Source organism: Luteipulveratus flavus (genome assembly GCF_029439465.1).
Classification (GTDB): Bacteria; Actinomycetota; Actinomycetes; order Actinomycetales; family Dermatophilaceae; genus Luteipulveratus; species Luteipulveratus flavus.
In genome coordinates this window covers 323135-344119 of the sequence record NZ_JAROAV010000028.1, presented here as the reverse complement: position 1 = coordinate 344119, position 20985 = coordinate 323135, and the positions used below count along the sequence as shown (strand labels likewise).

Genomic DNA, 20985 nt, shown 5'->3' with positions numbered 1-20985 from the left:
TGATGCCCGACTCCGCGCCCTCCACCGAGCGCACGGTGGTCCACCTCGTTCGTCACGGCGAGGTCGACAACCCCACCAAGGTCCTGTACGGCCGGCTGGCCGACTTCCACCTCTCCGAGCTCGGCCACCGGATGGCCGAGCTCGCCGCCGAGCACCTCGCCGACCGCGACGTCACCCATCTGGTGTCCTCGCCGCTGGAGCGGGCCCAGGAGACGATGCAGCCGCTCGCGGACGCCGTCGGGCTGCCGGTGACCCTGGACGAGCGGGTCATCGAGGCGGGCAACGACTTCGAGGGCCGGACGGTCGGGGCGGACCCCAAGCAGCTGCTGCACCCACGGTTCTGGGTCAAGCTGCGCAACCCGCTGCGGCCGTCCTGGGGCGAGCCGTACGCGCACATCGCGGCCCGGATGAGCGCCGCGATCGACGACGCACGCGACGCCGCCCGCGGGCACGAGGCGGTCATCGTCTCCCACCAGCTCCCGGTCTGGACCACGCGCCGGCACTACGAGGGCAAGCGGCTGTGGCACGACCCGCGCAAGCGCGAGTGCGCCCTCGCCTCGGTGACGTCGCTGACGTTCGTCGGCGACGACGTCGTGTCCCTGTCGTACGCCGAGCCCGCCGCCTCCCTGCTGCCGCAGGCCTCGAAGGTGGCCGGCGCATGAGGGCCGCAGCAGCCGCGCTGGCGGCGGTGGCTCTGGCCGGTGGTCTCGCGGCGTGCAGCGACGACCCGAACTCCATCTCCGCCCAGGCCAAGCAGGGCGACAACAAGGGCTTCGTCGCGGGCGACGGTCAGATCGAGTCGCTCGCGGTCGGACAGCGCAAGAAGCCGGCCCGGCTGGCGGGGAAGACCCTCGACGGCAAGCCCTGGAATCTCGACTCCGCGCGAGGTCAGGTCGTCGTCCTCAACGTCTGGGGGTCTTGGTGCCCGCCGTGCCAGAAGGAGCTCCCGCACCTGCAGGACGCCTGGGCCACGTACCAGAAGGGCGGCAAGCCGGTGCAGTTCGTCGGCCTCCTGCAGCGCGACACGGTCGACTCCGCGAGCGCGACGCTGGCCAAGTTCAAGGTGACCTACCCCTCGCTGCAGGACGACGGCGGCAAGACGCTGCTCGGCCTGCAGGGCCGGGTCGTGACGACCCCGACCACCCTGGTCATCGACAAGCAGGGCCGCATCGCCGCCCGCGTCTCGGGTGAGACGACGGCGACGACCGTCCGCACGCTCGTCGACCAGACGCTGCGCGAGCAGGCCTGAGGCGTATGCACACGGGCGCGGCCGACGTGGTCGCCGGCGGCAGTCTGCCGCTGGCGATCCTGCTGGCGCTCGCCGCCGGCGTGATCTCGTTCGCCTCGCCGTGCGTGCTCCCGCTGGTGCCCGGCTTCCTCGGGTACGTCACCGGCCTCACCGACGAGAAGCGCCGAACCCGGCTGGTGACCGGCGCGCTGCTGTTCGTCCTCGGCTTCTCGGTAGTGTTCGTCAGCCTCGCGTACGCGGCGGGGACGGCGGCGACGTTCCTGCGCGGCAACCACGAGCTGCTGATGCGGGTCGGCGGGGCGATCGTGATCGTGCTGGCCCTGGTCTACCTGGGCTTCGTCGGCCAGCGGGGCATCCCGATCCAGTGGCGTCCGGCCGCCGGACTCGTCGGGGCGCCGCTGCTGGGTGCCGTGTTCGGGCTCGGGATGAGCCCGTGCATCGGCCCGGTCCTCGGCGCGATCGTGTCGCTGTCCGCCTCGATGACCGACGACTCCGGTGACATCCGCCGCGGGGTGCTGCTCGCGGCGTTCTACTCCCTCGGCATGGGCCTGCCGTTCCTGCTCATCGCGGCCGGGTGGTCGCGGGCCGAGAAGGCGTCGCGCTGGCTGCGCGACCACCACCGTCCGATCCAGCTGGTCGGCGGCGTCCTGATGCTGCTGGTCGGCGTGCTCATGGTGGCCGGCGTGTGGGACCACGCGACGGCCTGGCTGCAGACCAACCTCACCGACCAGTTCAAGACGGCACTATGACTCCACCTGATGACCTGACGGCGGCGTACGCCACCACCGACGAGGACCGCACGTCGACCTCGTCGAAGGGCAGCGGCGACGGCCCCACCCTCCCGCGGCTGGGCTTCCTCGGCGGGCTGCGCTGGTTCTGGCGGCAGCTGACGAGCATGCGTACCGCGCTGTTCCTCCTGCTGCTGCTGGCCATCGCCGCGGTGCCGGGCTCGATCTGGCCGCAGCGGGGCATCGACGCCGTCCGCGTCTCGGACTACCTCGCGCAGCACACCACGATCGGCCCGTGGCTGGACCGGTTCGGCTTCTTCGACGTGTACTCCTCGCCGTGGTTCGCCGCGATCTACCTGTTGCTCGTCGTCTCGCTGCTGGGCTGCATCCTGCCGCGGACCAAGCAGCACTGGCAGAACATCCGCTCCCAGCCGCCGAAGGCCCCTCGCCGGCTCGAGCGCCTGCCCGCCCACACGTCCGCGACCGTGGACGCGAGCCACGACGACGTCCTGGCCGCCGCGCGAGAGGTGCTGCGCAGCAAGCGGTTCCGGCTGCGTGTGCAGGACGACGCCGTCTCCGGTGAGGTCGGCGCGCTGCGCGAGACCGGCAACCTGCTCTTCCACGTCTCGCTCGTCGTCGTGATCGTCGCGGTCGCCGCCGGACACGTCCTCGGCTGGCGTGGCGACGTGATCGTCCCCGAGGGCGGCGACTTCGCCAGCACTGTCACGCAGTACGACACCATCGATCCCGGCCCGTGGGTCGACGTCGCCGGCCTCACGCCGTGGAGCCTGCACCTGGACAAGCTGCACGTCTCCTTCGAGGACGGCGTCCCGACCGACAGCCCGCAGTACGGCCAGCCCCGCAGCTTCACCGCCGATGTGACCACGGGCGACGAGGACGGACGCACCGAGCAGCGCAAGATCTCGGTCAACCACCCGATCAACGAGGGCGGCGCCTCGGTCTACCTGCTCGGCAACGGGTACGCCCCTGTCGTCACCGTGCGCGACAAGGCCGGCAAGGTCCTCTACCGCAAGGCGACCCCGTTCCTGCCGCAGGACAACACGTACAAGTCGGTCGGCGCGGTCAAGGTCACCGGCGCGACGCCGCAGCAGCTGGGCTTCGCCGGCTTCTTCGTCCCGAGCCTCGACTTCGACGACCGGATGGGCCCGATCTCCACGTTCCCCGGCCTGCGCAAGCCGGCGCTGGTGCTGACGGCCTTCGAGGGCGACCTCTTCCCGGACGGTCGTCCGCAGTCGGTCTACACGCTGAACACCGCGAAGATGACCCAGCTCAAGGGGGCCAACGGTCAGCCGCTGCGGCTGCTCGTGACGCCCGGACAGACGGTGCAGCTGCCCGGCGGTCAGGGCTCGGTCACCCTGGAGAAGACGATCCCGAGATGGGCGGGCCTGTCGGTGCGCTCCGATCCCGGCAAGATCCCGGCCCTGGTGGGTGCGCTCGCCGGCCTCGCCGGCCTCGTCATGTCGCTCACGCTGCGCCGCCGACGCGTGTTCGTCCGCGTCGCGCCCGCCCCGTCGTCCGACGCCTCGTCGGCTGCGGCCGAGGGCGGCGAGCGACGTACCCTGGTAACGGTCGGAGGACTCGCCAAGGGCGAGGACCCCCGCCTCGGCGCGGCCGTCGAGGAGATCCTCGCGGCCATCTCGACACGGACAGGCAGACCCGCATGATCACTCAGATGCTCGCCCGCGAGACCAGCACCGCGCTGTCGGACGCCTCGACGAACAGCCTCTACGCCTCCGCGGTCGTGCTGACCCTCGCGATGCTGTCGTTCGGGGTCGACCTCGCGCAGTCGCCGGCGCGCGCCGCCCGCGAGTCGGCCCGCCGTACGACGGTGGTCCAGGACTCGGCCGACGGCGCCGGTGACGGCTCGACCGCCGTCCTCACCCGGACCGAGACCGGCGAGCCCGCCGTGCCGGAGAAGCGGCAGTGGGCCGGCATCGGGATGTCGCTGTCCTGGCTGGGCGCCTTCCTGCTCATCGCCTGCGTGGTACTGCGCGGTGCCGCGGTGCACCGCCCGCCGCTGGGCAACATGTACGAGTTCGCCACGGTCGGCGCCGCGTTCACCATCGCCGCGTACCTGCTCTGGAGCCTCAAGCGTGACGTGCGCTGGCTCGGCATCTTCGTGGTCGGCCCGGTGCTGCTGGTGGAGATGCTCGCGGCGATGGTGTTCTACACCGACGCGACCCAGCTGATGCCGTCCCTGAAGAGCTACTGGCTCTCGATCCACGTCACCGTCGCCACCCTGTCGATCGCGCTGTTCACGATCGGGTTCAGCCTGACGCTCCTGCACCTGATCCAGGAGCGGGTGGAGGCCGGGAGCACCGAGCGCTTCGCGTTCATGAAGGCGCTGCCGTCCTCGGAGCGGCTGGAGCGGCTCGGCTACAGCGTCCACATCATCGCCTTCCCGCTGTGGACCTTCACCCTGATCGCCGGCGCCATCTGGGCGCAGGAGGCCTGGGGTCACTACTGGAACTGGGACCCCAAGGAGGTGTGGACGTTCGTCATCTGGGTCGTGTACGCCGCGTACCTGCACGCCCGGGTCACGGCGGGCTGGAACAGCCGGCGCGCGTCGTACATCGCCCTGGCCGGGTTCGCCTGCATCATCGTCAACTACTGCGTGGTCAACGTCTTCTTCGTCGGCCAGCACTCCTACTCAGGACTCTGATACGTGGCTCGTTACACCCTGCTCCGCCTGCTGATCTTCTTCGCGACGCTGATGATCCTGTGGCTCGTCGGGCTGCGGCAGATCCCGCTGCTCGCGGTCTCGGCCATCGTCTCCGCGATCATCTCGCTCGTCGTCCTGCAGGGTGTCCGCGAGCAGTTCGCCAACCAGATCGACGCCAAGGTCAAGCAGCGGCAGGCACGCGCCGAGCAGCACCGCACGGCCGAGGACGACGACGAGTGACCTCGTTCGTTCCGACCGCCTGACCGAGGGCGTCCGGGTACGGTCCTCGCAGGTCGTCACACGCGAGCGCCGAGGAGCCCATGGTGACAACGGTCGCGGAGCCCTCGACGCGCGTCGGTCGCGGGTGGGCGCTGCGGTTCAACCTCGCCTGGGTCGGGGTGATGGTCGGCTTCTTCGGGCCGCTGCAGATCCTCCTGCCCAACCAGGCGGAGGCGATCTCGCCCGACCACAAGGAGCTCGTGCTCGGGCTGGTCACCGCGCTCGGCGCGACGTGCTCGCTGGTGCTGAACCCGCTCTGGGGCGCCCTGTCGGACCGGACGACGTCCTCCTGGGGTCGGCGGCTGCCGTGGGTGGTCGCCGGCGGACTGGCCGGGGCGCTCAGCCTGCTCGTCGTCGCGTCCGCCCGCACCGTGCTGATGATGGTCCTCGGCTGGTGCCTGGTGCAGTGCACCCTCAACGCCGCGTGGGCCGCCCTCACCGCTGTGGTGCCCGACCAGGTCCCGCGCGAGCAACGGGGTGCGGCCGCCGGGTACCTCGGGCTGTCCCAGATGCTGGGGGTCCTGCTCGCGATCGCGGTGGCGACGCTCGTGCCGGGCACCGGCGGGTACCTCGCCTGCGCGGCCCTGCTGCTGCTCTCGCTCGTGCCGTTCGTGCTGGCCCGGGCCGACACGCCCCGCGCCGCCGGAGCCGTGCCCGTTCCGCGGTGGAGCCGGCGTGAGCTTGTACGGACGTTCTGGGTCTCCCCGCGCCGGCACCCCGACTTCGCCTGGGGGTGGCTGACCCGGTTCCTGATCAACCTCGGCAACGCGATCGCGCTGGTCTACCTGCTCTACTTCCTGCGCGACGAGCTGCACCGCTCGAACGCCGAGGCGGGCGTGCTCGTTCTCGGCGCGGTCAACGTCCTCGGGGTCGTCCTGGCGGTCGTCGTCTCCGGCATCTGGTCCGACCGGCTGGCACGACGGAAGTCGTTCGTGTCGGCCGCCGGGATGGTGATGGCGCTCGCCGGCCTCCTGCTCGCGATCTCACCGACCTGGGAGACCGCGCTGGTGGCGGCGTTCGTCCTGGGCGTCGGGTTCGGCGTGTACACCTCGGTCGACTTCGCGCTGATCACCGAGGTCCTGCCCGAGGCGGCCGACCGCGGCAAGGACATGGGGGTGCTCAACATCGCCGCCGCGCTGCCGCAGGTCGCTGCCCCGGCCATCGCCGCGGTCGTCGTCACCTACCTCGGCGGCTACCCCGCGCTGTTCGCCGTCTCGGCGGCGATCGGGGCGCTCGGCGCCCTGCTCGTCCACCGCATCACGTCCGTCCACTAGGAGCTGTCGATGAGTGAGTTCCCCACGCTGCCCAACGGATTCGTCCTCGGGACGGCGACGGCGTCGTACCAGGTGGAAGGGGCCGTCGACGAGGACGGGCGCGGGCGGTCCGTCTGGGACACCTTCTGCGCCGAGCCCGACCGCATCAAGAACGGCGAGACCGGCGACGTCGCCTGCGACCACTACCACCGGTACCCCGAGGACGTCGCCCTCATGTCCGAGCTGGGCATGGACGCCTACCGCTTCTCGATCGCCTGGCCGCGCGTGGTGCCGGACGGTTCGGGCCCGGTGAACCCAGCAGGTCTCGACTTCTACGACCGGCTCGTGGACTCCCTCCTCGCGGCCGAGATCACGCCGGCGGCGACGCTGTTCCACTGGGACCTCCCGCAGGCGTTGCAGGACGCCGGCGGCTGGCAGTCCCGCGACACCGCGGCGCGGCTGGCGGAGTACGCCACCGTCGTGGGTGAGCGGCTCGGGGACCGCGTCGGCATGTGGATGCCGATCAACGAACCGGTCGTCGTGACGATGTTCGGGCACGCGCTCGGGGTCCACGCGCCCGGCCTGGCGCTCGGGTTCGACGCGTTGCCCGTCGCGCACCACCTGCTGCTCGGTCACGGGCTCGCGGTCCAGGCGCTGCGCGCGGCAGGCTGCTCGTCCATCGGTATCGCGTCCAACCACGCCCCCACCTGGCCCGCGTCCTCGTCGCCGGAGGACCAGGAGGCGGCCGCGCTCTACGACACGCTCGTGAACCGGCTGTTCGCCGACCCCGTGCTGACCGGCGCCTACCCGGAGGGCCTCGCCGAGGCGATGCCCGGCCCGGTCGAGGACGACCTCAAGGTGATCTCCTCGCCGCTGGACTGGTTCGGCATCAACTACTACCAGCCCTCCCTCGTCGGGGCGCCGGGCGGCGGCGGCGCGGAGTCGCCGGTGCTGGAGGGCGCGCCGGTGCCGGAGGGGCTGCCGTTCGAGCCGCGGCAGCTGACCGGGTACGACCGGACGGACTTCGGCTGGGCGGTCGTCCCGGACGGCCTGCGCGAGATCCTCGTGACGTTCCGGGAGCGGTACGGCGACGCGCTGCCCCCGGTCTACGTCACCGAGAGCGGCTGCTCCTTCCACGACGTGGTGGACGAGCACGGGCAGGTCCACGACGAGCGGCGGGTCGCGTACCACCGCGAGCACCTGGACGCGGTCGCCGCCGCGGTCGATGCGGGCGTGGACGTCCGCGGCTACTTCGTATGGTCGCTGCTGGACAACTTCGAGTGGGCCGAGGGCTTCACCGAGCGGTTCGGTCTGGTGCACGTCGACTTCGAGACCCAGCACCGGACGCCGAAGGACTCCTACCGCTGGTTCCAGCAGCACCTCGCCACCCGCCCCTCCGGCAAAAGTTGACGCCCGGCACACGCATGCGTGTGCCGGTGACCACGTTGTGCCGGTGGTCGGCAAAAGGTGGGGCTGGGCACAGCCATGCGTGTGCCGGCGACCAGCTTTTGCCGGGGGAGGGTCAGCCGCGGTGGGGGCGACGCGCCCGCCCGGGCAACCATGAGTGCTCGGAAGATCGTGTCGACGCGCCCTCACGCACCCCGAGCGCACCAGCAGGATCGGCGACAAGGGCGGCGTGGAGTTCAAAGGAGATCTCAACAGCGCCGTCGACCGCCTCGCGCACCGAGTCACGAGCGCGAACGTGTTGAGCCCAAGTGGCAGCACTTTGACGATTGCATCCAACGGGATACCCGTGGTGATCCACCACTATGGTTCTGGCTTGAAGAACAGGTCGTCAGACGGAACCATCGGGAGGGTTCATGTCGCAGGGGAAGCGTCTTTTTCGGGGGTCAGCTGTACTCCTGTTCATTTCCACTGCAGTTGTGGGTTGCGGCGACGCCAGCCAGCCCAACGGGCATCCCACCTCGAATGCCTCAGGATCGTCGAGGGTGAATACTGATGCGCAACTTCGGATCAATGTGAAGGAGGACGTGGTCTATCGCCCCGATTCGAACAATCGCATGACTGTTGCAGTCACAACCAGCCTGTACAGTCGAATTTCCGAAATGAAAGTCGACTCCGTATCCGGCAACAAAATCGAGCTGTCGCTCGCGGTACAGGGGTACAAAGTTCCATCTGGGCCGGTCCCGGCAGTCGGAGTACTTCTATGGGCGCCGGCAAAACTCTCGCACGATGTCGATTGGGCGCACGCGCAAGTGTTTGTCAACCACGTGCGTATTCAGCAAGCGCATGGAATTCAGACACACTTTCCATCACCGTCGAAGACGGCAGTGGAGGGAGTCTAAGGGGCGCCAGTATCTCGACGGGCTCGATACGAGACGCCGATTCTCCGCGAATGGTGGAAGCGTGGGCCACAACCAACATGGGGAGTGGGCCGAGGGCTTCACCGAGCGGTTCGGTCTGGTGCACGTCGACTTCGAGACCCAGCACCGGACGCCGAAGGACTCCTACCGCTGGTTCCAGCAGCACCTCGCCACCCGCCCCTCCGGCAAAAGTTGACGCCCGGCACACGCATGCGTGTGCCGGTGACCACGTTGTGCCGGTGGTCGGCAAAAGGTGGGGCTGGGCACAGCCATGCGTGTGCCGGCGACCAGCTTTTGCCGGGGGAGGGTCAGCCGAGGTGGGGGGCGAGGTAGAGGCCGAGGCCGAGCAGGACGCCGTACGCGAGCAGGAACATCCCGGTCCCGGCCAGGGCGGGGATCAGGTCGCGTCCCTGGCGACCGGCGGTCACGACGCGCACCGGAGGCACGGCCAGGGCCAGCGCGAGCAGACCGATCAGCGCCGCCGGTGCGGTGATCCCGGCGACCACGACGCACAGGCCCGCGACGAGCACGAGCAGGACGTAGAGCGCTCGGGTCGCGCGGTCGCCGATCCGCACCGCGAGCGTGCGCTTCCCCGAGGCGGTGTCGCCGGGGATGTCGCGCAGGTTGTTGACGACCAGGACCGCGCACGCGACCGCGCCAACTCCGCACGCGCCGGCCCACGCGGCCGTGCTGAGCGTCCCGGCCTGCGTGTACGTCGTGCCGAGCACTGCCACCAGCCCGAAGAAGACGAAGACGAACAGCTCGCCGAGGCCGAGGTACCCGTACGGGTTCTTGCCGCCGGTGTACTTCCATGCGGCCACGACGGCCAGCGCGCCGACGAGCAGGAGCCAGGGAGTGTTGGCGAGGGTGATGAGCGTCAGCCCCGCGAGGGCCGCCACGCCGAAGGCGACGAACGCGGCCAGCTTCACGTCTCCGGGTCGCGCCAGCCGTTGCCCGACCAGCCGGATCGGCCCGACGCGGACGTCGTCGGTGCCGCGGATGCCGTCGGAGTAGTCGTTGGCGTAGTTGACGCCGACCTGCAGGGCGAGGGAGACGACCAGGGCGAGCAGGGCGTACCCGGGATTCGCCTTCTCCAGCGCGTACGCCGCGCCGGTGCCGACGAGCACCGGCGCGATGGCGGCGGGAAGGGTGCGCGGACGGGCTCCTTGGACCCATTCCTGCAGGGTGGCCATGCGGTGTCTCCTCGGGGTCGAGCGGATGAGGGCGAAGCGGGCGGCGGTCGGTCCTCGGGCGTACCGGACGATCGACCTGGCATCACGTCGACGAGCGTGCGGGTGATCCGGGGTCGATCGTCAGAGACCGCGCAGGAAGTCGGGGTCGTCGTCCGGGCCGCGCGGACCCGAGGGGCGCTGCTGCGGGCTGGGCCGGCGGCGTCGGCCGACCATGATCCAGGCGATCGCCCCGAACGGCGGTGCGAGCACGATCAGCGCGATCCAGACGAGCTTGGGCAGGTGCTGCTGCTCGGACTCGTCGGTCTGGATGCAGTCGACCAGGGCGTACACGACGACCGCGAGGATCAGCAGGGGAATGATCACCCGGGCCATCACTCATCCTTCGTCACGCGTACCGATCCCTCGATTCTGCCACCCGTCACTGATCGCGAGCGCGGCGCGGTCGGGCTTGCCGGGTCCGCGGAGCGGGAGCGCGTCCAGGACCAGCAGCCGTCGGGGGAGCGCGTACGCGGGGAGCCGGTCTCCCAGCGCGTCGCGGACTGCGGTCAGGCCGGGGACGGTGCCGCGCGCGGGGACGACCGCGAGACTCACGACCTGCCCCCACTCCTCGTCGGCCGTGCCCACCGCCACGGCCTCACTGATCTCGGGGAGCTCGAGCGCGGCCTCCTCGACCAGGCGGGGCGCGACCTTGAGACCGCCGGTGGTGATGAGGTCGTCGAGGCGGCCGAGGACGTGCAGCAGGCCGTCCGCGGACAGCTCTCCGACGTCGTCGGTCCAGAACCGCGGACGCCCGTCCTCGTCTCTGTCGAACGCGCCGGCCGTGCGATCGGGGTCGGCCAGGTATCCGCTCGCGACCGTCGGCCCGGCCAGCCCGATGCGCCCGTCGGCGCCGATGCTCACCGTGGTGCCGTCCAGGGGGCGACCGGCGTACACGCAGCCGCCAGCCGTCTCGCTCATGCCGTACGTCGGGACGACGGTGACACCGGCGGCGGCAGCGCGAGCGAGGAGACGCGGTGGAGACGCCGCGCCGCCGAGCAGGACGGCGTCGAACGTCGTCAGCGCCTTCACGGCCGCCGGGTCCTCCAACAGCCGGACGAGCTGGGTCGGGACGAGCGAGGTGTACCGCCGGGCCGGCAGCATCCACGCCACGGCATCGGCGAAGTCCGTTGTGCTGAAACCGTTTTCGAGATTGAGGAGCACGGCGTTGGTGCTCGCGACGATCGAGCGGACGAGCACCTGGGTTCCTGCGATGTGGTGCGCCGGCATCGGCAGCAGCCACTGGCCGGCGCCGCCGAGCCGGGCGTGTGTGGCGTGCGCGCTCGCCTCGAGGTTTGCGCGGGTGAGCAGCGCTCGCTTGGGCACGCCGGTCGAGCCGGAGGTGCTCATCACCAGGGCCAGCTCGTCCGGCAGGTCGGCGTCGTCCTGGACCTGCGGCTCGGAGCTGCCCGCCGCGTACGGCAGGAGGGCCGGGCCGCTGCCGTCCAGCGCCTGGGCGAGCGCCTCCAGGTAGGCGGGGAGGGCGGCGGGGTCGACGGCGAAGGGAACGAGCGCGGGCACGCCTCTCACAGTACGAGCCGGCGGTCGCGGCCGATGCGGGCAGGTATTCAATGACGGCTATGACGCGACCTCTCGCCGTGGTGACCGGAGCAAGCAGCGGCATCGGCCGGGCCAGCGCCCGCCGTCTCGCCGACGACGGGTACGAGGTGATCTGCGCCGCCCGGCGTACCGAGCGGATCGAGGCGCTGGCCGCCGAGATCGACGGCCGGGCCGTGACCTGCGACGTGACGTCCGCGTCCGACATCGCGGCCCTCGCCGAGCAGGTCGGCGACCGGCTGGACCTGCTCGTCGCCAACGCCGGAGGAGCGCTCGGCACCGAGCCCGTGGTCGACGCGGACCTGGAGGAGTGGCGCACGATGTACGAGACCAACGTCATCGGGGTCGCACGCTCCGTGCAGGCGCTCATGCCGGCGCTGGTCCGGGCCGAGGGTGAGGTGGTCGTCATCGGGTCGGTCGCCGCGCACGTGTCGTACGAGGGCGGCGGCGGGTACGTCGCGGCCAAGCACGCGGTCCGCGCGATGGTCGGCTCGCTGCGGCTGGAGATGTACGACCAGCCGGTGCGGATCTGCGAGATCGACCCGGGGATGGTGGAGTCGGACGAGTTCTCGCTGGTGCGTTTCCACGGTGACGCGGAGAAGGCGGCCGCGGTCTACGCCGGCGTGGTGGACCCGCTGCAGCAGGAGGACATCGCCGACTGCGTCGCGTTCGTCGCGTCCCGCCCCAAGCACGTCAACATTGACTCGATGGTGGTGCGCCCGCGCTCGCAGCCGGCTCAGCACAAGGTGCACCGCCGCTCCTGACCGATCCCGCATGGGGTTCACCCGGCCCGGCGTGAGCGGCGCGGAGCGCTCGGGCAGACTGACGCCCGTGGACTCCGATGCCGTCCTGGCCGTGCTGCAAGAGGTTGCCGCCGAGGTCATCACGCCTCGCTTCCGGGCGCTCGCCGAGAACGAGGTGATGGAGAAGAACCCCGGTGACCTGGTCACCGTCGCCGACCACGAGTCGGAGGAGATCATCACCCGCCGGCTGCAGGACGCCTACCCGGACGCGCTGATCCTCGGCGAGGAGGCGGCGTCGGCGCACCCGCAGCTGTTCGACCAGCTCACCTCGACCGACCACTGGTTCACGGTCGACCCGGTCGACGGCACCAAGAACTTCGTCCACGGCTCACCCGACCACGCGGTCATGGTCAGCGAGGTCAAGGGCCGCGAGATCGTCCGCGGCTGGATCTGGCAGCCCGCCCACCAGCGCGCCTACGTCGCCGAGCGCGGCGCGGGCGCGTACGCCGACGGGGAGCGGATGCCCCAGCTCACGCCGCCGGAGCCGAGCGCCCTGCGCGGCGTCACGTCCATCCGGTCCCGCGTCGGGACGTCGCTCGGCGCGCTGTCGCCGCTGGACCTGTCGTGGGTCTGCTGCGGCGTGGACTACCCGAAGCTCGCGACCGGAGCCACCGACTACATCGTGTACGGCCGCACCAAGCCGTGGGACCACCTGCCCGGCACGCTGATGGTCCGCGAGATCGGCGGGTACGTCGCGCACTCGGACGGCTCGCCGTACCACCCGGCCGACCTGCACGGCGCCCTCCTGGTCGCCGCGAGCCAGGAGGCGTACGAGACCGTGCAGCCGCTGGTCGGCTAGAGCGCGTCGCGCCTGGTCTCCAGCAGCCGACGTTCGCGGGCGCTCGGACTCCGCTCGATCGCGACGGTGAGCTCACGTCGCGCCTCCTCGGACCGGCCGAGCCGGCGCAGCATCTCGCCGCGTACGAGCGGCAGCAGGTGTGAGTGGGGCAGCGCGCCGGCCGCGATCAGCTGGTCCACCAGCGGGAGCGCCTCCAGCGGCCCGCGCAGCATCGACACCGCCACCGCCCGGTTGACGGCGACGACCGGCGACGGAGCGATCTGCTGCAGCGCGTCGTAGAGCAGGACGATCCGGTCCCAGTCGGTGGCCTCGGCGGACGGAGCAACGTCGTGGCACTCGGCGATGGCCGCCTGCAGGCCGTACGGCCCGAGCCCGCGCCCGGCGCGACTCACGGTGGCGAGCGCGGCCCGGCCCCGGCGTACGGCGGCCGCGTCCCAGCGCCGACGGTCCTGGTCCTCCAGCAGCACCGGCTCACCGTCGGCGTCCACGCGCGCGGGGAACCGGGCGGCGGTCAGCTCCAGCAGCGCCACCAGCCCGTGCGTCTCCGGCTCGTCGGGCATCAGCCGCGCGACCACCCGCGCCAGCCGTACGCCCTCGCGTGCCAGGTCGTACCTGATGAGGTCGTCGCCGGCGGTCGCGGACGAGCCCTCGGTGAAGATCAGGTAGATCACGCTCATCAACCGGTCCAGCCGCTCGCGGCACTCGTGCGGCTCGGGCACCTCGAACGCGACCTGAGCGGCGGTGATCGCCTTCTTCGCCCGCGTGATCCGCGCCTGCACCGTGGCGGCCGGCACGAGGAACGCGCGGGCGATCTCGTCGCTGGTCAGACCGCCGACCACCCGCAGCGTCAGCGCGATGCTCGCCTCGCGCGAGACCACCGGGTGGCACGAGATGAGCATGAGGGCGAGGACGTCGTCGTCGACGCGGTCGGGGTCGCCGAGCGCCTGGACGTCGTGACTCCCGGCGGCGGGCGCACCAGCGGCCGGCTGCCCCTCACCGAGGTCGTGGGCGAGTGCGGCGTACCGGTCCCGCTGGGTGGCGTTGCGCCGGAAGGTGTCGATCGCGCGCCGCTTCCCGCAGGTGAGCAGCCAGGCAGCGGGCTGCGCGGGTACGCCGTCGCGCGGCCAGGTCACCAGCGCCTCGGCCAGGGCCTCCTGGGCGAGGTCCTCGGCGAGGGCGAAGTCGCCGGTGTACCTCGCGAGCGTCGCGACGATCCGGGCGGACTCGATGCGCCACACCGCCTCGACCGCGGCCCGGCCGGCGGACGTCGTCCTGCCGGCCGGGCGTACGCGCCGTGGCTCGGTCACAGCTGGCCGGTCGCCTCGCGCCAGGCCCGCTCCTTCTTGATCCACGGGTTGTCCTGCGGGAACTCATCGATCGTCGCGACCCGGCGGATCTCGGTCTTCATGCCCGGGCCGGCCATCGGCATCCGCTTGGCCCACTCGACGGCCTCCTCCTGCGACGCGACATCGAGCAGGTAGAAGCCGCCGAAGAGCTCCTTCGTCTCGCCGTACGGCCCGTCGGTGACGACCGGCGCCTCGCCCGAGTGGTCCACGACGACGCCGGGCGCCGGGTCGAGGCCTTCGGCGGCGAGCAGGACGCCCGCCGAGATCAGCTCCTCGTTGAAGCCGCCCACCACCTCGAGCATCTGCTCCATGTCGACGTCCTGGAACTGCTCCGCCGTCGTGTCGTCGGCTCGCATGATCAGCATGTACTTCATGGTCGTGTCTCCTTGATGGGTGCTACGGATCCGGTGGACCGTGCGGCCCGACCGTCACCCCTTGGTCGAACGGGGGACGCACGGATCGACATCGCCCGGAGGAATTGTCAGACGAGCTCGGCGTGACAGGCGGCGATCCGGCGCATCCAGTGCTCCCACCGTTCGCGCGGTGCCGCCCAGCGGTCGAGCAGCAGGTCGTCGACGACGACCGGCCGTACGCCGATCTCGCCCGAGCGCGGGACCAGGCTGTCGTCGGTCACGTCCGCCGCGAGCAGCTCCACGGTGCCGAGCCCGCACGCGAACGGCAGGTCCGGCAGGGCGGCCGCCAGCGCGACGCCCGCGGCCATGCCGACCGAGCTGTCGAGTGCGCTGGACACGACGACCGGGACGGGCAGCTGCGTCGCGATGTCCAGGGCGGCGCGCACGCCGCCGAGCGGGGCGACCTTGACGACCGCCACGTCGGCCGCGTCCAGCCGCACGACCCGCATGGGGTCCTCCGCCTTGCGGATCGACTCGTCGGCGGCGACGAGGACGTCGACACCGTTGCGGGCCAACGCCTTTCGTAGGGCGGCAAGATCCTCGACGGTCGCGCACGGTTGCTCGGCGTACTCGAGGCCGTACGGCGCGAGACGGGCTATCGCGTCCACCGCCTGGTCGACGTCCCAGCCGCCGTTCGCGTCCACCCGGACGCGCGCGTCCGCGCCCATCACGTCACGGACGGCGGCGACCCGGTCGAGGTCGTCCTGGAGTGCCTGCCCCCGCTCGGCGACCTTCACCTTGGCCGTGCGGCAGCCGTCGTACCGCGAGAGCACCTCGGGCACCTCGGCCGCCTTCACCGCGGGGACGGTCGCGTTGACCGGCACGTGATCGCGCACCGGCGACGGCCACCCCTCGTAGGCGGCCTCGATCGCGGCCGACAGCCAGCGCGCAGCCTCTGAGGGCTCGTACTCCAGGAACGGCGCGAACTCACCCCAGCCGAACGGCCCTCGTACGTAGGCGATCTCGCGTTCCTGCACTCCGCGGAACCGGGTCCGCAGCGGCAGCCGGACCACCCGCAGCTCCTCGAGCAGCTCGTCCAGCGGCCGGACGGTCACGCCGAGCGCTCCTGGCGGCCGAACGCCACGCCCGCGGGGGGCTCCAGAACGAGCCGCAGGTGCCGCCGGAACCGGTCGTTCAGCTCGGGCAGCTCGTCCACGGCGAACCATCCCACCTCGGTCGACTCGTCGTCACCGACGGTCGCCTCGCCGGAGACCCAGCGGCACCGGAACGCGTGGTCGAGGTACTGGGTGCGGTCGCCGTTCGGGTAGGTGTTCACCGCGAGCGCCTGGACGCTGACGAGCCGCTCGACCTCGACGTGCACGCTCGCCTCCTCCAGCGCCTCGCGCACGGCGGTGATGTCCGGTTCCTCGCCCGGGTCGGTCATCCCGCAGATCGGCGTCCAGTGCCCGTTGTCGGACCGGCGGACGAGCAGCAGCTCGGTGACGCCCCCGTTCTCGCGCAGCACGTACGCGGTCGCCCCCGGCAACCAGAGGAGTCGGGTTCCGATGTGCTCGCGCAGGTCGGCGATGTACGGCGGTCGGGGCATGACTCGACCCTACGGCGGTGGCTCCTTGCGCGGGCAGGTCCGCACGCGGGACGCGTAGGTCTACTCATGCGGGGCGGGCGGATCCACCACGAGACTGGTGTCATGACCGTGCCCAGCAGGACCACCCACCGGAGCACCGCGGATGCCGTCGGCACCGCGTTGCTCGCTCTCGTCCAGGCCGTCGTCACGTTCGGCGCCCTGATGCTCTCGATGTTCTTCGCGATGGCCTCCGACTCCTGCTTCGAGGACTGCCGACAGGTCGAGCGCACCGCGGCAGGCGCCACCCTGCTCGTCTGGGTGGCGGTCGCGACGGGACTGGTCGTCGCCATCGCCGGGGCCGTGCGCGCCGACCGACGCGGTGAGACCCGCTGCGTCTGGCCGCTGCTGGGCAGCCTCATCGCTGCCGGAGGGTTCCTGGTCGGACTCGCGATCGTCAGCTCGACCGCGCCGTGACCGCCGCTCCCACCGACCGGTCCGACCTCGGGCGCACGACCGGACGAACGATCGACATCGTCGCCACGGTCCTGCTCGTCCTGCTCCAGCTGGCGGGGTCCTTCTTCCTCGGCTTCTGGGCCCTGTTCTTCTCCCTCGCCTCCGACGGCTGCATGGGCGGCGGCGAGTGCTCGGAGAACGGCATCGAGATCGGCATCCTGCTCGCGCTCGCGACCAACCTCGCCGGCCTGCTCCTGTCCGGTATCGGCATCACCCGTGGGGTCCGCTGGTACCGACTGATGTGGCCGTGGCCGGTGCTCGGCATGCTGCTGCTGGTGAGCGGCTTCTGGGTGGGTGCGCAGGTCGTCGAGGCCGCGGTGCCCTGACGCAGCGACTGGTCGTCCGCCGGCCGCCCGACCCGCCGTACGAGGTCGGCATACAGTCGGGCCCGTGACTGACGCAGCGAGCACCGCGAACCCGTTCGACCCGTCCGCCTGGGAGGTGGTGCCGGGGTTCGAGGACCTCACCGACATCACGTACCACCGCGCGACGGACGTCGGCTGCGTCCGGGTGGCGCTCGACCGCCCCGAGGTGCTCAACGCGTTCCGTCCGCACACGGTCGACGAGCTCTACCGCGTCCTGGACCACGCGCGTCGTACGCCCGACGTCGGCTGCGTGCTGCTCACCGGCAACGGACCCGGCCCCGACGGCACCGGGTCGGCAGGCAAGTGGGCGTTCTGCTCTGGCGGCGACCAGCGCATCCGCGGGAGGTCGGGCTACCAGTACGCGGCCGGCGACACCGCCGAGACCGTGGACGAGCGCCGGGTCAAGGCCGAGGGCGGCCGGCTGCACATCCTGGAGGTCCAGCGGCTGATCCGCACGATGCCGAAGGTGGTCATCGCGGTCGTCAACGGCTGGGCGGCCGGCGGCGGGCACAGCCTGCACGTCGTGTGCGACCTCACGATCGCCTCGCGTGAGCACGCCCGGTTCAAGCAGACCGACGCGGACGTGGGGTCGTTCGACGCGGGCTACGGGTCGGCGTACCTGGCCAAGATGGTCGGTCAGAAGTTCGCCCGCGAGATCTTCTTCCTCGGTCGCACGTACACCGCCGAGGACATGCACCGGATGGGCGCGGTCAACATCGTCGCCGACCACGCCGACCTGGAGGCCGAGTCGCTGCAGGTGGCGCGCGAGATCATGGGCAAGTCGCCGCAGGCGCAGCGGATGCTGAAGTTCGCGTTCAACCTGACCGACGACGGCCTGATGGGCCAGCAGGTGTTCGCCGGAGAGGCGACCCGGCTGGCGTACATGACCGACGAGGCCGTCGAGGGCCGCGACCAGTTCCTGCAGAAGCGCGAGCCCGACTGGTCCCCGTTCCCCTGGTACTTCTGAGCCCCGCGTCACGAGCCGGCCGTCACGCGTCGGCTCGCCGGAGGCCGTAACGGACGGTGCGCGATCGGCCACCGTGCGTCACGGCTCCCTCGGGGTGCGGCGCTCAGCCCGCGTCGGCGGCGTCCAGCGCCTTCCGCAGCAGCCGGCCGAGGGTGTCGCGCTCGGTGTCGCTGAGCGCGGCGAACAGGTCCTCGGTGCTCTCGACGCGACGCCGGTCCAGCGTGCGGCGCAGCTGCTCGCCCTTGTCGGTGAGGGTGAGCACGGTGGCGCGCCGGTCGCTGGGGCTGGGGGAGCGACGGACCAGGCCGAGTGTCTCGAGCCGGTCGACCACCTCGGTCGTGGAGCGTGGGGCGATGCGCAGCCGCTCGGCGAGGCCGGACAGCCGCAGCTCCTCGTCGGCGTCCCGGTGGTGGGAGATGACGCGGAAGGCACGTCCCTGCGCGGGGGAGAGCCCGTACGGCTCGAGGGCCGCGTGCGAGCGCCGGCGGATCAGCCGGGTGAGCTCGACCAGCATCGAGCCGAGGTCGCGCTCGGGCGCCTTCGTCGTCATGGGAATGATCCTAGCGATGCTGAGGTTGGTAGATAATGAGGAAACCTCAGCAATCGATCTCAGAGGAGGGATGCGGATGACAGCCCCCGTACCCGAGATGCGCGGCGGCCGCGGCGGTGGCCCCGGCGCCCGCAAGGACCCCGGTGACCTGCGTCAGCTGCAGGAGCACCCCGTCAGCCTGCGCCGCATCGGCGCTCTGTTCCGCCCCTACCGGGGCCGGCTGGCCGTCGTCACCGGCCTCATCGTCGCGACCTCGCTCGTCGGGCTCGCGAACCCGTTCATCACCAAGCGCCTGATCGACGACGCGATCCCGCACCAGGACGTCGGCCTGCTGGTCACCCTGGTCGGCGTGATGCTCGGCATCACCGTGGTCACCGCCGCGCTCGGCGTCGTGCAGACCTGGCTCGCGACCGTCGTCGGCCAGCGGATCATGCACCGCCTGCGGACCGACGTCTTCACTCACCTGCAGCGGATGCCGCTCGCGTTCTTCACCCGTACCCGCGGGGGCGAGCTGCAGTCACGCCTCACCAACGACATCAACGGGATGCAGTCGGTCGTCACCACCTCGGCGACGTCCATCGCCTCCAACCTCACGACGGCGGTCGGTACGGCGGTCGCGATGGTCGCCCTGTCGTGGCGGCTGTCCCTGCTGAGCCTGCTCGTGCTGCCGCCCGCGATCCTGCTCACCCGCCGGGTCGCCCGGATGCGCCGTACGGTCACCGCGAAGGCGCAGCGAGCGCTCGCCGACCTGCAGACCCAGATCGAGGAGTCGCTGTCGATCAGCGGCGTCCAGCTGAGCAAGACGCTCGCGTCCGGCCCACAGCTGTCGGGCCGCTTCTCCGACACCTCCGTCCGGCTGACCGAGCTGGAGGTGCAGTCCCAGCTCGCGGGCCGCTGGCGGATGGCCTCGATGTCGGTGATCTTCGCGGCGATCCCGGCCCTGATCTACCTCGCCGCCGGGCTGCCCGCCACGAGCGGCGGCATGACGATCGGCACCCTGGTCGCGTTCACCGGCCTGCAGGCGGCGCTGTTCCGCCCGCTGATGGGCGTGCTCAACGTCGGCGTCCAGATCACCAGCTCGATGGCGCTGTTCAGCCGGATCTTCGAGTACCTCGACATGCGGATCGAGATCGACGACCCGGCCGAGCCGGTCGAGCTGTCGCGCGCCGACGCCCGTGGTCACGTCACGCTGGAGGACGTGTCGTTCCGGTACGCCGACGCCGACCGGGACGCCGTCTCCCACCTGTCTCTCGACCTGCCAGCCGGCAGCACGGTGGCCCTCGTCGGTGCGACCGGCTCCGGCAAGTCCACGGTCGCCGGCCTGGTGTCACGGCTCACCGACCCGACGTCCGGCGCCGTACGGCTGGACGGCGTCGACCTGCGGGACCTGCGCCTGTCGACGGTGGCCGAGCTGGTGGGAGTCGTCAGCCAGGAGACGTACCTGCTGCACACCACCATCCGCGAGAACCTGCGGTACGCGCGGCCCGACGCGACCGACGAGGACATCGTCCGCGCTGCCCGGGCGGCCCAGGTGCACGAGCTGATCGAGGACCTGCCCGACGGGTACGACACCGTGGTCGGGGCGCGCGGCTACCGCTTCTCCGGTGGTGAGAAGCAGCGGATCGCGCTCGCCCGCACGATCCTGCGCGACCCGAAGGTGCTGGTCCTGGACGAGGCGACCAGTGCCCTGGACAACCGCACCGAGCGGGCCGTCCAGGAGGCGCTGGACGAGCTGAGCCGGGGCCGGACCACGCTGACGATCGCGCACCGTCTCTCGACCGTCCGCGACGCCGACGCCATCGTGGTGCTGGATCAGGGTCACGCCGTCGAGGTCGGCACCCACGAGCGGCTGCTCGCCGACGACGGCCGGTACGCCGCCCTCGTCCGCGCCCAGGCGAGCCCTGCCCAGGACGCGGCGACGAACGCGCCGGAGCCGGTGCCCGCGCTCAGCTGATGCAGAACTCGTTGCCCTCCGGGTCGGTCATGACGTGCCACGACATCGGCCCCTGGCTGTGGGTCGCGACGTACGCCGCGCCGCGCGCCTCCAGCCGGGAGCGCACCTGGTCGATGTCCTCACCCGTGCGCACGTCCCAGTGGACTCGGTTCTTGCCGGACTTCTTCTCCGGGACGTCCTGGAACAGCATCCGCGGGCGGTCCCGCTCCTCGATGCGGTCGGCCGGGGTGATCGCGGCGGCACCGCGCCAGACGAGCTTTCCCTCGTGGGTGACGGTGTCGCCGTCGGTCGCGTAGCCCTGCTCGATCATCGACCGGACGAACGCCTCGTCCGTGGGCTCGACGACCCACCCGAGCGTCTCCGCCCACCAGTCCGCCTGGGTGAGGGCGTCCGCGCTGTCGACCGTGGTCTGGATGAAGGAAGCCATGGGCTCATGCTGCCCCGACCG

Annotated in this window: 24 protein-coding genes; 15 read left to right on the top strand and 9 right to left on the bottom strand. The window is 71.4% G+C overall.

What is annotated here, in order from left to right; translation table 11 throughout:
* The first annotated feature begins 2 nt into the window (after positions 1-2).
* The 9 genes from P4R38_RS10340 to P4R38_RS10300 all read left to right on the top strand — a co-directional run bounded on the left by P4R38_RS10340 (position 3) and on the right by P4R38_RS10300 (position 8712).
* Positions 3-662 (top strand): histidine phosphatase family protein, encoded by a 660-nt coding sequence (locus P4R38_RS10340; RefSeq protein ID WP_277192067.1) that lies wholly within the window; start codon positions 3-5, stop codon positions 660-662.
* Positions 659-1249, top strand: a complete 591-nt coding sequence (locus tag P4R38_RS10335) for a TlpA family protein disulfide reductase (RefSeq protein WP_275237502.1) — start codon at positions 659-661, stop codon at positions 1247-1249. The genes P4R38_RS10340 and P4R38_RS10335 overlap by 4 nt, the downstream gene beginning before the upstream one ends.
* A gap of 5 nt (positions 1250-1254) precedes the next feature.
* The gene (locus P4R38_RS10330) at positions 1255-1998 is read left to right on the top strand and encodes a cytochrome c biogenesis CcdA family protein (protein ID WP_275237503.1); all 744 of its coding nucleotides are present in this window, start codon (positions 1255-1257) and stop codon (positions 1996-1998) included.
* The gene (gene resB / locus P4R38_RS10325; protein ID WP_277192066.1) at positions 1995-3662 is read left to right on the top strand and encodes a cytochrome c biogenesis protein ResB; all 1668 of its coding nucleotides are present in this window, start codon (positions 1995-1997) and stop codon (positions 3660-3662) included. The genes P4R38_RS10330 and resB overlap by 4 nt, the downstream gene beginning before the upstream one ends.
* Complete coding sequence (ccsB, locus tag P4R38_RS10320; protein WP_275237505.1) at positions 3659-4660, top strand: c-type cytochrome biogenesis protein CcsB; 1002 nt, start codon at positions 3659-3661, stop codon at positions 4658-4660. The genes resB and ccsB overlap by 4 nt, the downstream gene beginning before the upstream one ends.
* A gap of 3 nt (positions 4661-4663) precedes the next feature.
* A complete protein-coding gene (locus P4R38_RS10315; protein ID WP_275237506.1) occupies positions 4664-4900 on the top strand; it encodes a DUF4229 domain-containing protein in 237 nt (78 codons plus the stop codon).
* An 80-nt stretch (positions 4901-4980) separates the two neighbouring features.
* Entirely contained in the window at positions 4981-6213 is a 1233-nt protein-coding gene (locus P4R38_RS10310) for an MFS transporter (RefSeq protein ID WP_409201253.1), read from the top strand.
* A 9-nt stretch (positions 6214-6222) separates the two neighbouring features.
* Positions 6223-7602: a GH1 family beta-glucosidase gene (locus P4R38_RS10305; RefSeq protein WP_277192064.1), complete on the top strand. Its 1380-nt coding sequence runs from the start codon at positions 6223-6225 to the stop codon at positions 7600-7602.
* Positions 7603-8559: 957 nt separating this feature from the next.
* Positions 8560-8712 (top strand): family 1 glycosylhydrolase, encoded by a 153-nt coding sequence (locus tag P4R38_RS10300; RefSeq protein ID WP_277192063.1) that lies wholly within the window; start codon positions 8560-8562, stop codon positions 8710-8712.
* Between the two features lie 112 nt (positions 8713-8824).
* Here the strand turns inward: P4R38_RS10300 and P4R38_RS10295 are convergent, their stop codons facing one another.
* The 3 genes from P4R38_RS10295 to menE form a co-directional block, all read right to left on the bottom strand.
* On the bottom strand, positions 8825-9709 hold the full coding sequence (locus tag P4R38_RS10295) for a 1,4-dihydroxy-2-naphthoate polyprenyltransferase (RefSeq protein WP_277192062.1): 885 nt from the start codon (positions 9707-9709) through the stop codon (positions 8825-8827).
* A 120-nt stretch (positions 9710-9829) separates the two neighbouring features.
* Positions 9830-10081, bottom strand: a complete 252-nt coding sequence (locus P4R38_RS10290; RefSeq protein ID WP_277192061.1) for a PLD nuclease N-terminal domain-containing protein — start codon at positions 10079-10081, stop codon at positions 9830-9832.
* Positions 10082-10084: 3 nt separating this feature from the next.
* Positions 10085-11266 carry an o-succinylbenzoate--CoA ligase gene (gene menE, locus P4R38_RS10285; RefSeq protein ID WP_277192060.1) on the bottom strand — a complete coding sequence of 394 codons (1182 nt, stop codon included), beginning with the start codon at positions 11264-11266 and terminating at the stop codon, positions 10085-10087.
* Between the two features lie 59 nt (positions 11267-11325).
* Between menE and P4R38_RS10280 the strand changes: the two genes are divergently transcribed.
* On the top strand, positions 11326-12066 hold the full coding sequence (locus P4R38_RS10280; RefSeq protein WP_277192059.1) for an SDR family NAD(P)-dependent oxidoreductase: 741 nt from the start codon (positions 11326-11328) through the stop codon (positions 12064-12066).
* Positions 12067-12133: 67 nt separating this feature from the next.
* Positions 12134-12904, top strand: a complete 771-nt coding sequence (locus tag P4R38_RS10275; protein ID WP_277192058.1) for an inositol monophosphatase family protein — start codon at positions 12134-12136, stop codon at positions 12902-12904.
* Here P4R38_RS10275 and P4R38_RS10270 read toward each other — a convergent pair.
* The 4 genes from P4R38_RS10270 to P4R38_RS10255 all read right to left on the bottom strand — a co-directional run bounded on the left by P4R38_RS10270 (position 12901) and on the right by P4R38_RS10255 (position 16209).
* Positions 12901-14211, bottom strand: coding sequence for an RNA polymerase sigma factor (locus tag P4R38_RS10270; protein ID WP_277192057.1), 1311 nt, complete (start codon positions 14209-14211; stop codon positions 12901-12903). The genes P4R38_RS10275 and P4R38_RS10270 overlap by 4 nt on opposite strands.
* A complete protein-coding gene (locus tag P4R38_RS10265; protein WP_275237519.1) occupies positions 14208-14624 on the bottom strand; it encodes a YciI family protein in 417 nt (138 codons plus the stop codon). The genes P4R38_RS10270 and P4R38_RS10265 overlap by 4 nt, the downstream gene beginning before the upstream one ends.
* Positions 14625-14731: 107 nt before the next feature.
* Positions 14732-15718, bottom strand: a complete 987-nt coding sequence (locus P4R38_RS10260; protein WP_277192056.1) for an o-succinylbenzoate synthase — start codon at positions 15716-15718, stop codon at positions 14732-14734.
* Positions 15715-16209: an NUDIX hydrolase gene (locus P4R38_RS10255; RefSeq protein ID WP_277192055.1), complete on the bottom strand. Its 495-nt coding sequence runs from the start codon at positions 16207-16209 to the stop codon at positions 15715-15717. Before P4R38_RS10255 ends, P4R38_RS10260 begins: the two co-directional genes overlap by 4 nt.
* Positions 16210-16311: 102 nt before the next feature.
* On the opposite strand from P4R38_RS10255, the gene P4R38_RS10250 reads away from it, so the two are divergent.
* The 3 genes from P4R38_RS10250 (at position 16312) to P4R38_RS10240 (ending at position 18033) form a co-directional block, all read left to right on the top strand.
* Positions 16312-16662, top strand: a complete 351-nt coding sequence (locus P4R38_RS10250) for a hypothetical protein (protein ID WP_277192054.1) — start codon at positions 16312-16314, stop codon at positions 16660-16662.
* Positions 16659-17027: a hypothetical protein gene (locus P4R38_RS10245; RefSeq protein ID WP_277192053.1), complete on the top strand. Its 369-nt coding sequence runs from the start codon at positions 16659-16661 to the stop codon at positions 17025-17027. Before P4R38_RS10250 ends, P4R38_RS10245 begins: the two co-directional genes overlap by 4 nt.
* Before the next feature lie 64 nt (positions 17028-17091).
* Positions 17092-18033, top strand: coding sequence for a 1,4-dihydroxy-2-naphthoyl-CoA synthase (locus tag P4R38_RS10240; RefSeq protein WP_277192052.1), 942 nt, complete (start codon positions 17092-17094; stop codon positions 18031-18033).
* Positions 18034-18136: 103 nt separating this feature from the next.
* Here the strand turns inward: P4R38_RS10240 and P4R38_RS10235 are convergent, their stop codons facing one another.
* Positions 18137-18583 (bottom strand): MarR family winged helix-turn-helix transcriptional regulator, encoded by a 447-nt coding sequence (locus P4R38_RS10235; RefSeq protein ID WP_277192051.1) that lies wholly within the window; start codon positions 18581-18583, stop codon positions 18137-18139.
* A 76-nt stretch (positions 18584-18659) separates the two neighbouring features.
* Here P4R38_RS10235 and P4R38_RS10230 point away from each other — a divergent pair, with 76 nt between their 5' ends.
* Complete coding sequence (locus P4R38_RS10230; protein WP_277192050.1) at positions 18660-20537, top strand: ABC transporter ATP-binding protein; 1878 nt, start codon at positions 18660-18662, stop codon at positions 20535-20537.
* Here the strand turns inward: P4R38_RS10230 and P4R38_RS10225 are convergent.
* Positions 20530-20964 carry a VOC family protein gene (locus P4R38_RS10225; RefSeq protein ID WP_277192049.1) on the bottom strand — a complete coding sequence of 145 codons (435 nt, stop codon included), beginning with the start codon at positions 20962-20964 and terminating at the stop codon, positions 20530-20532. The genes P4R38_RS10230 and P4R38_RS10225 overlap by 8 nt on opposite strands.
* Between the last annotated feature and the right edge of the window lie 21 nt (positions 20965-20985).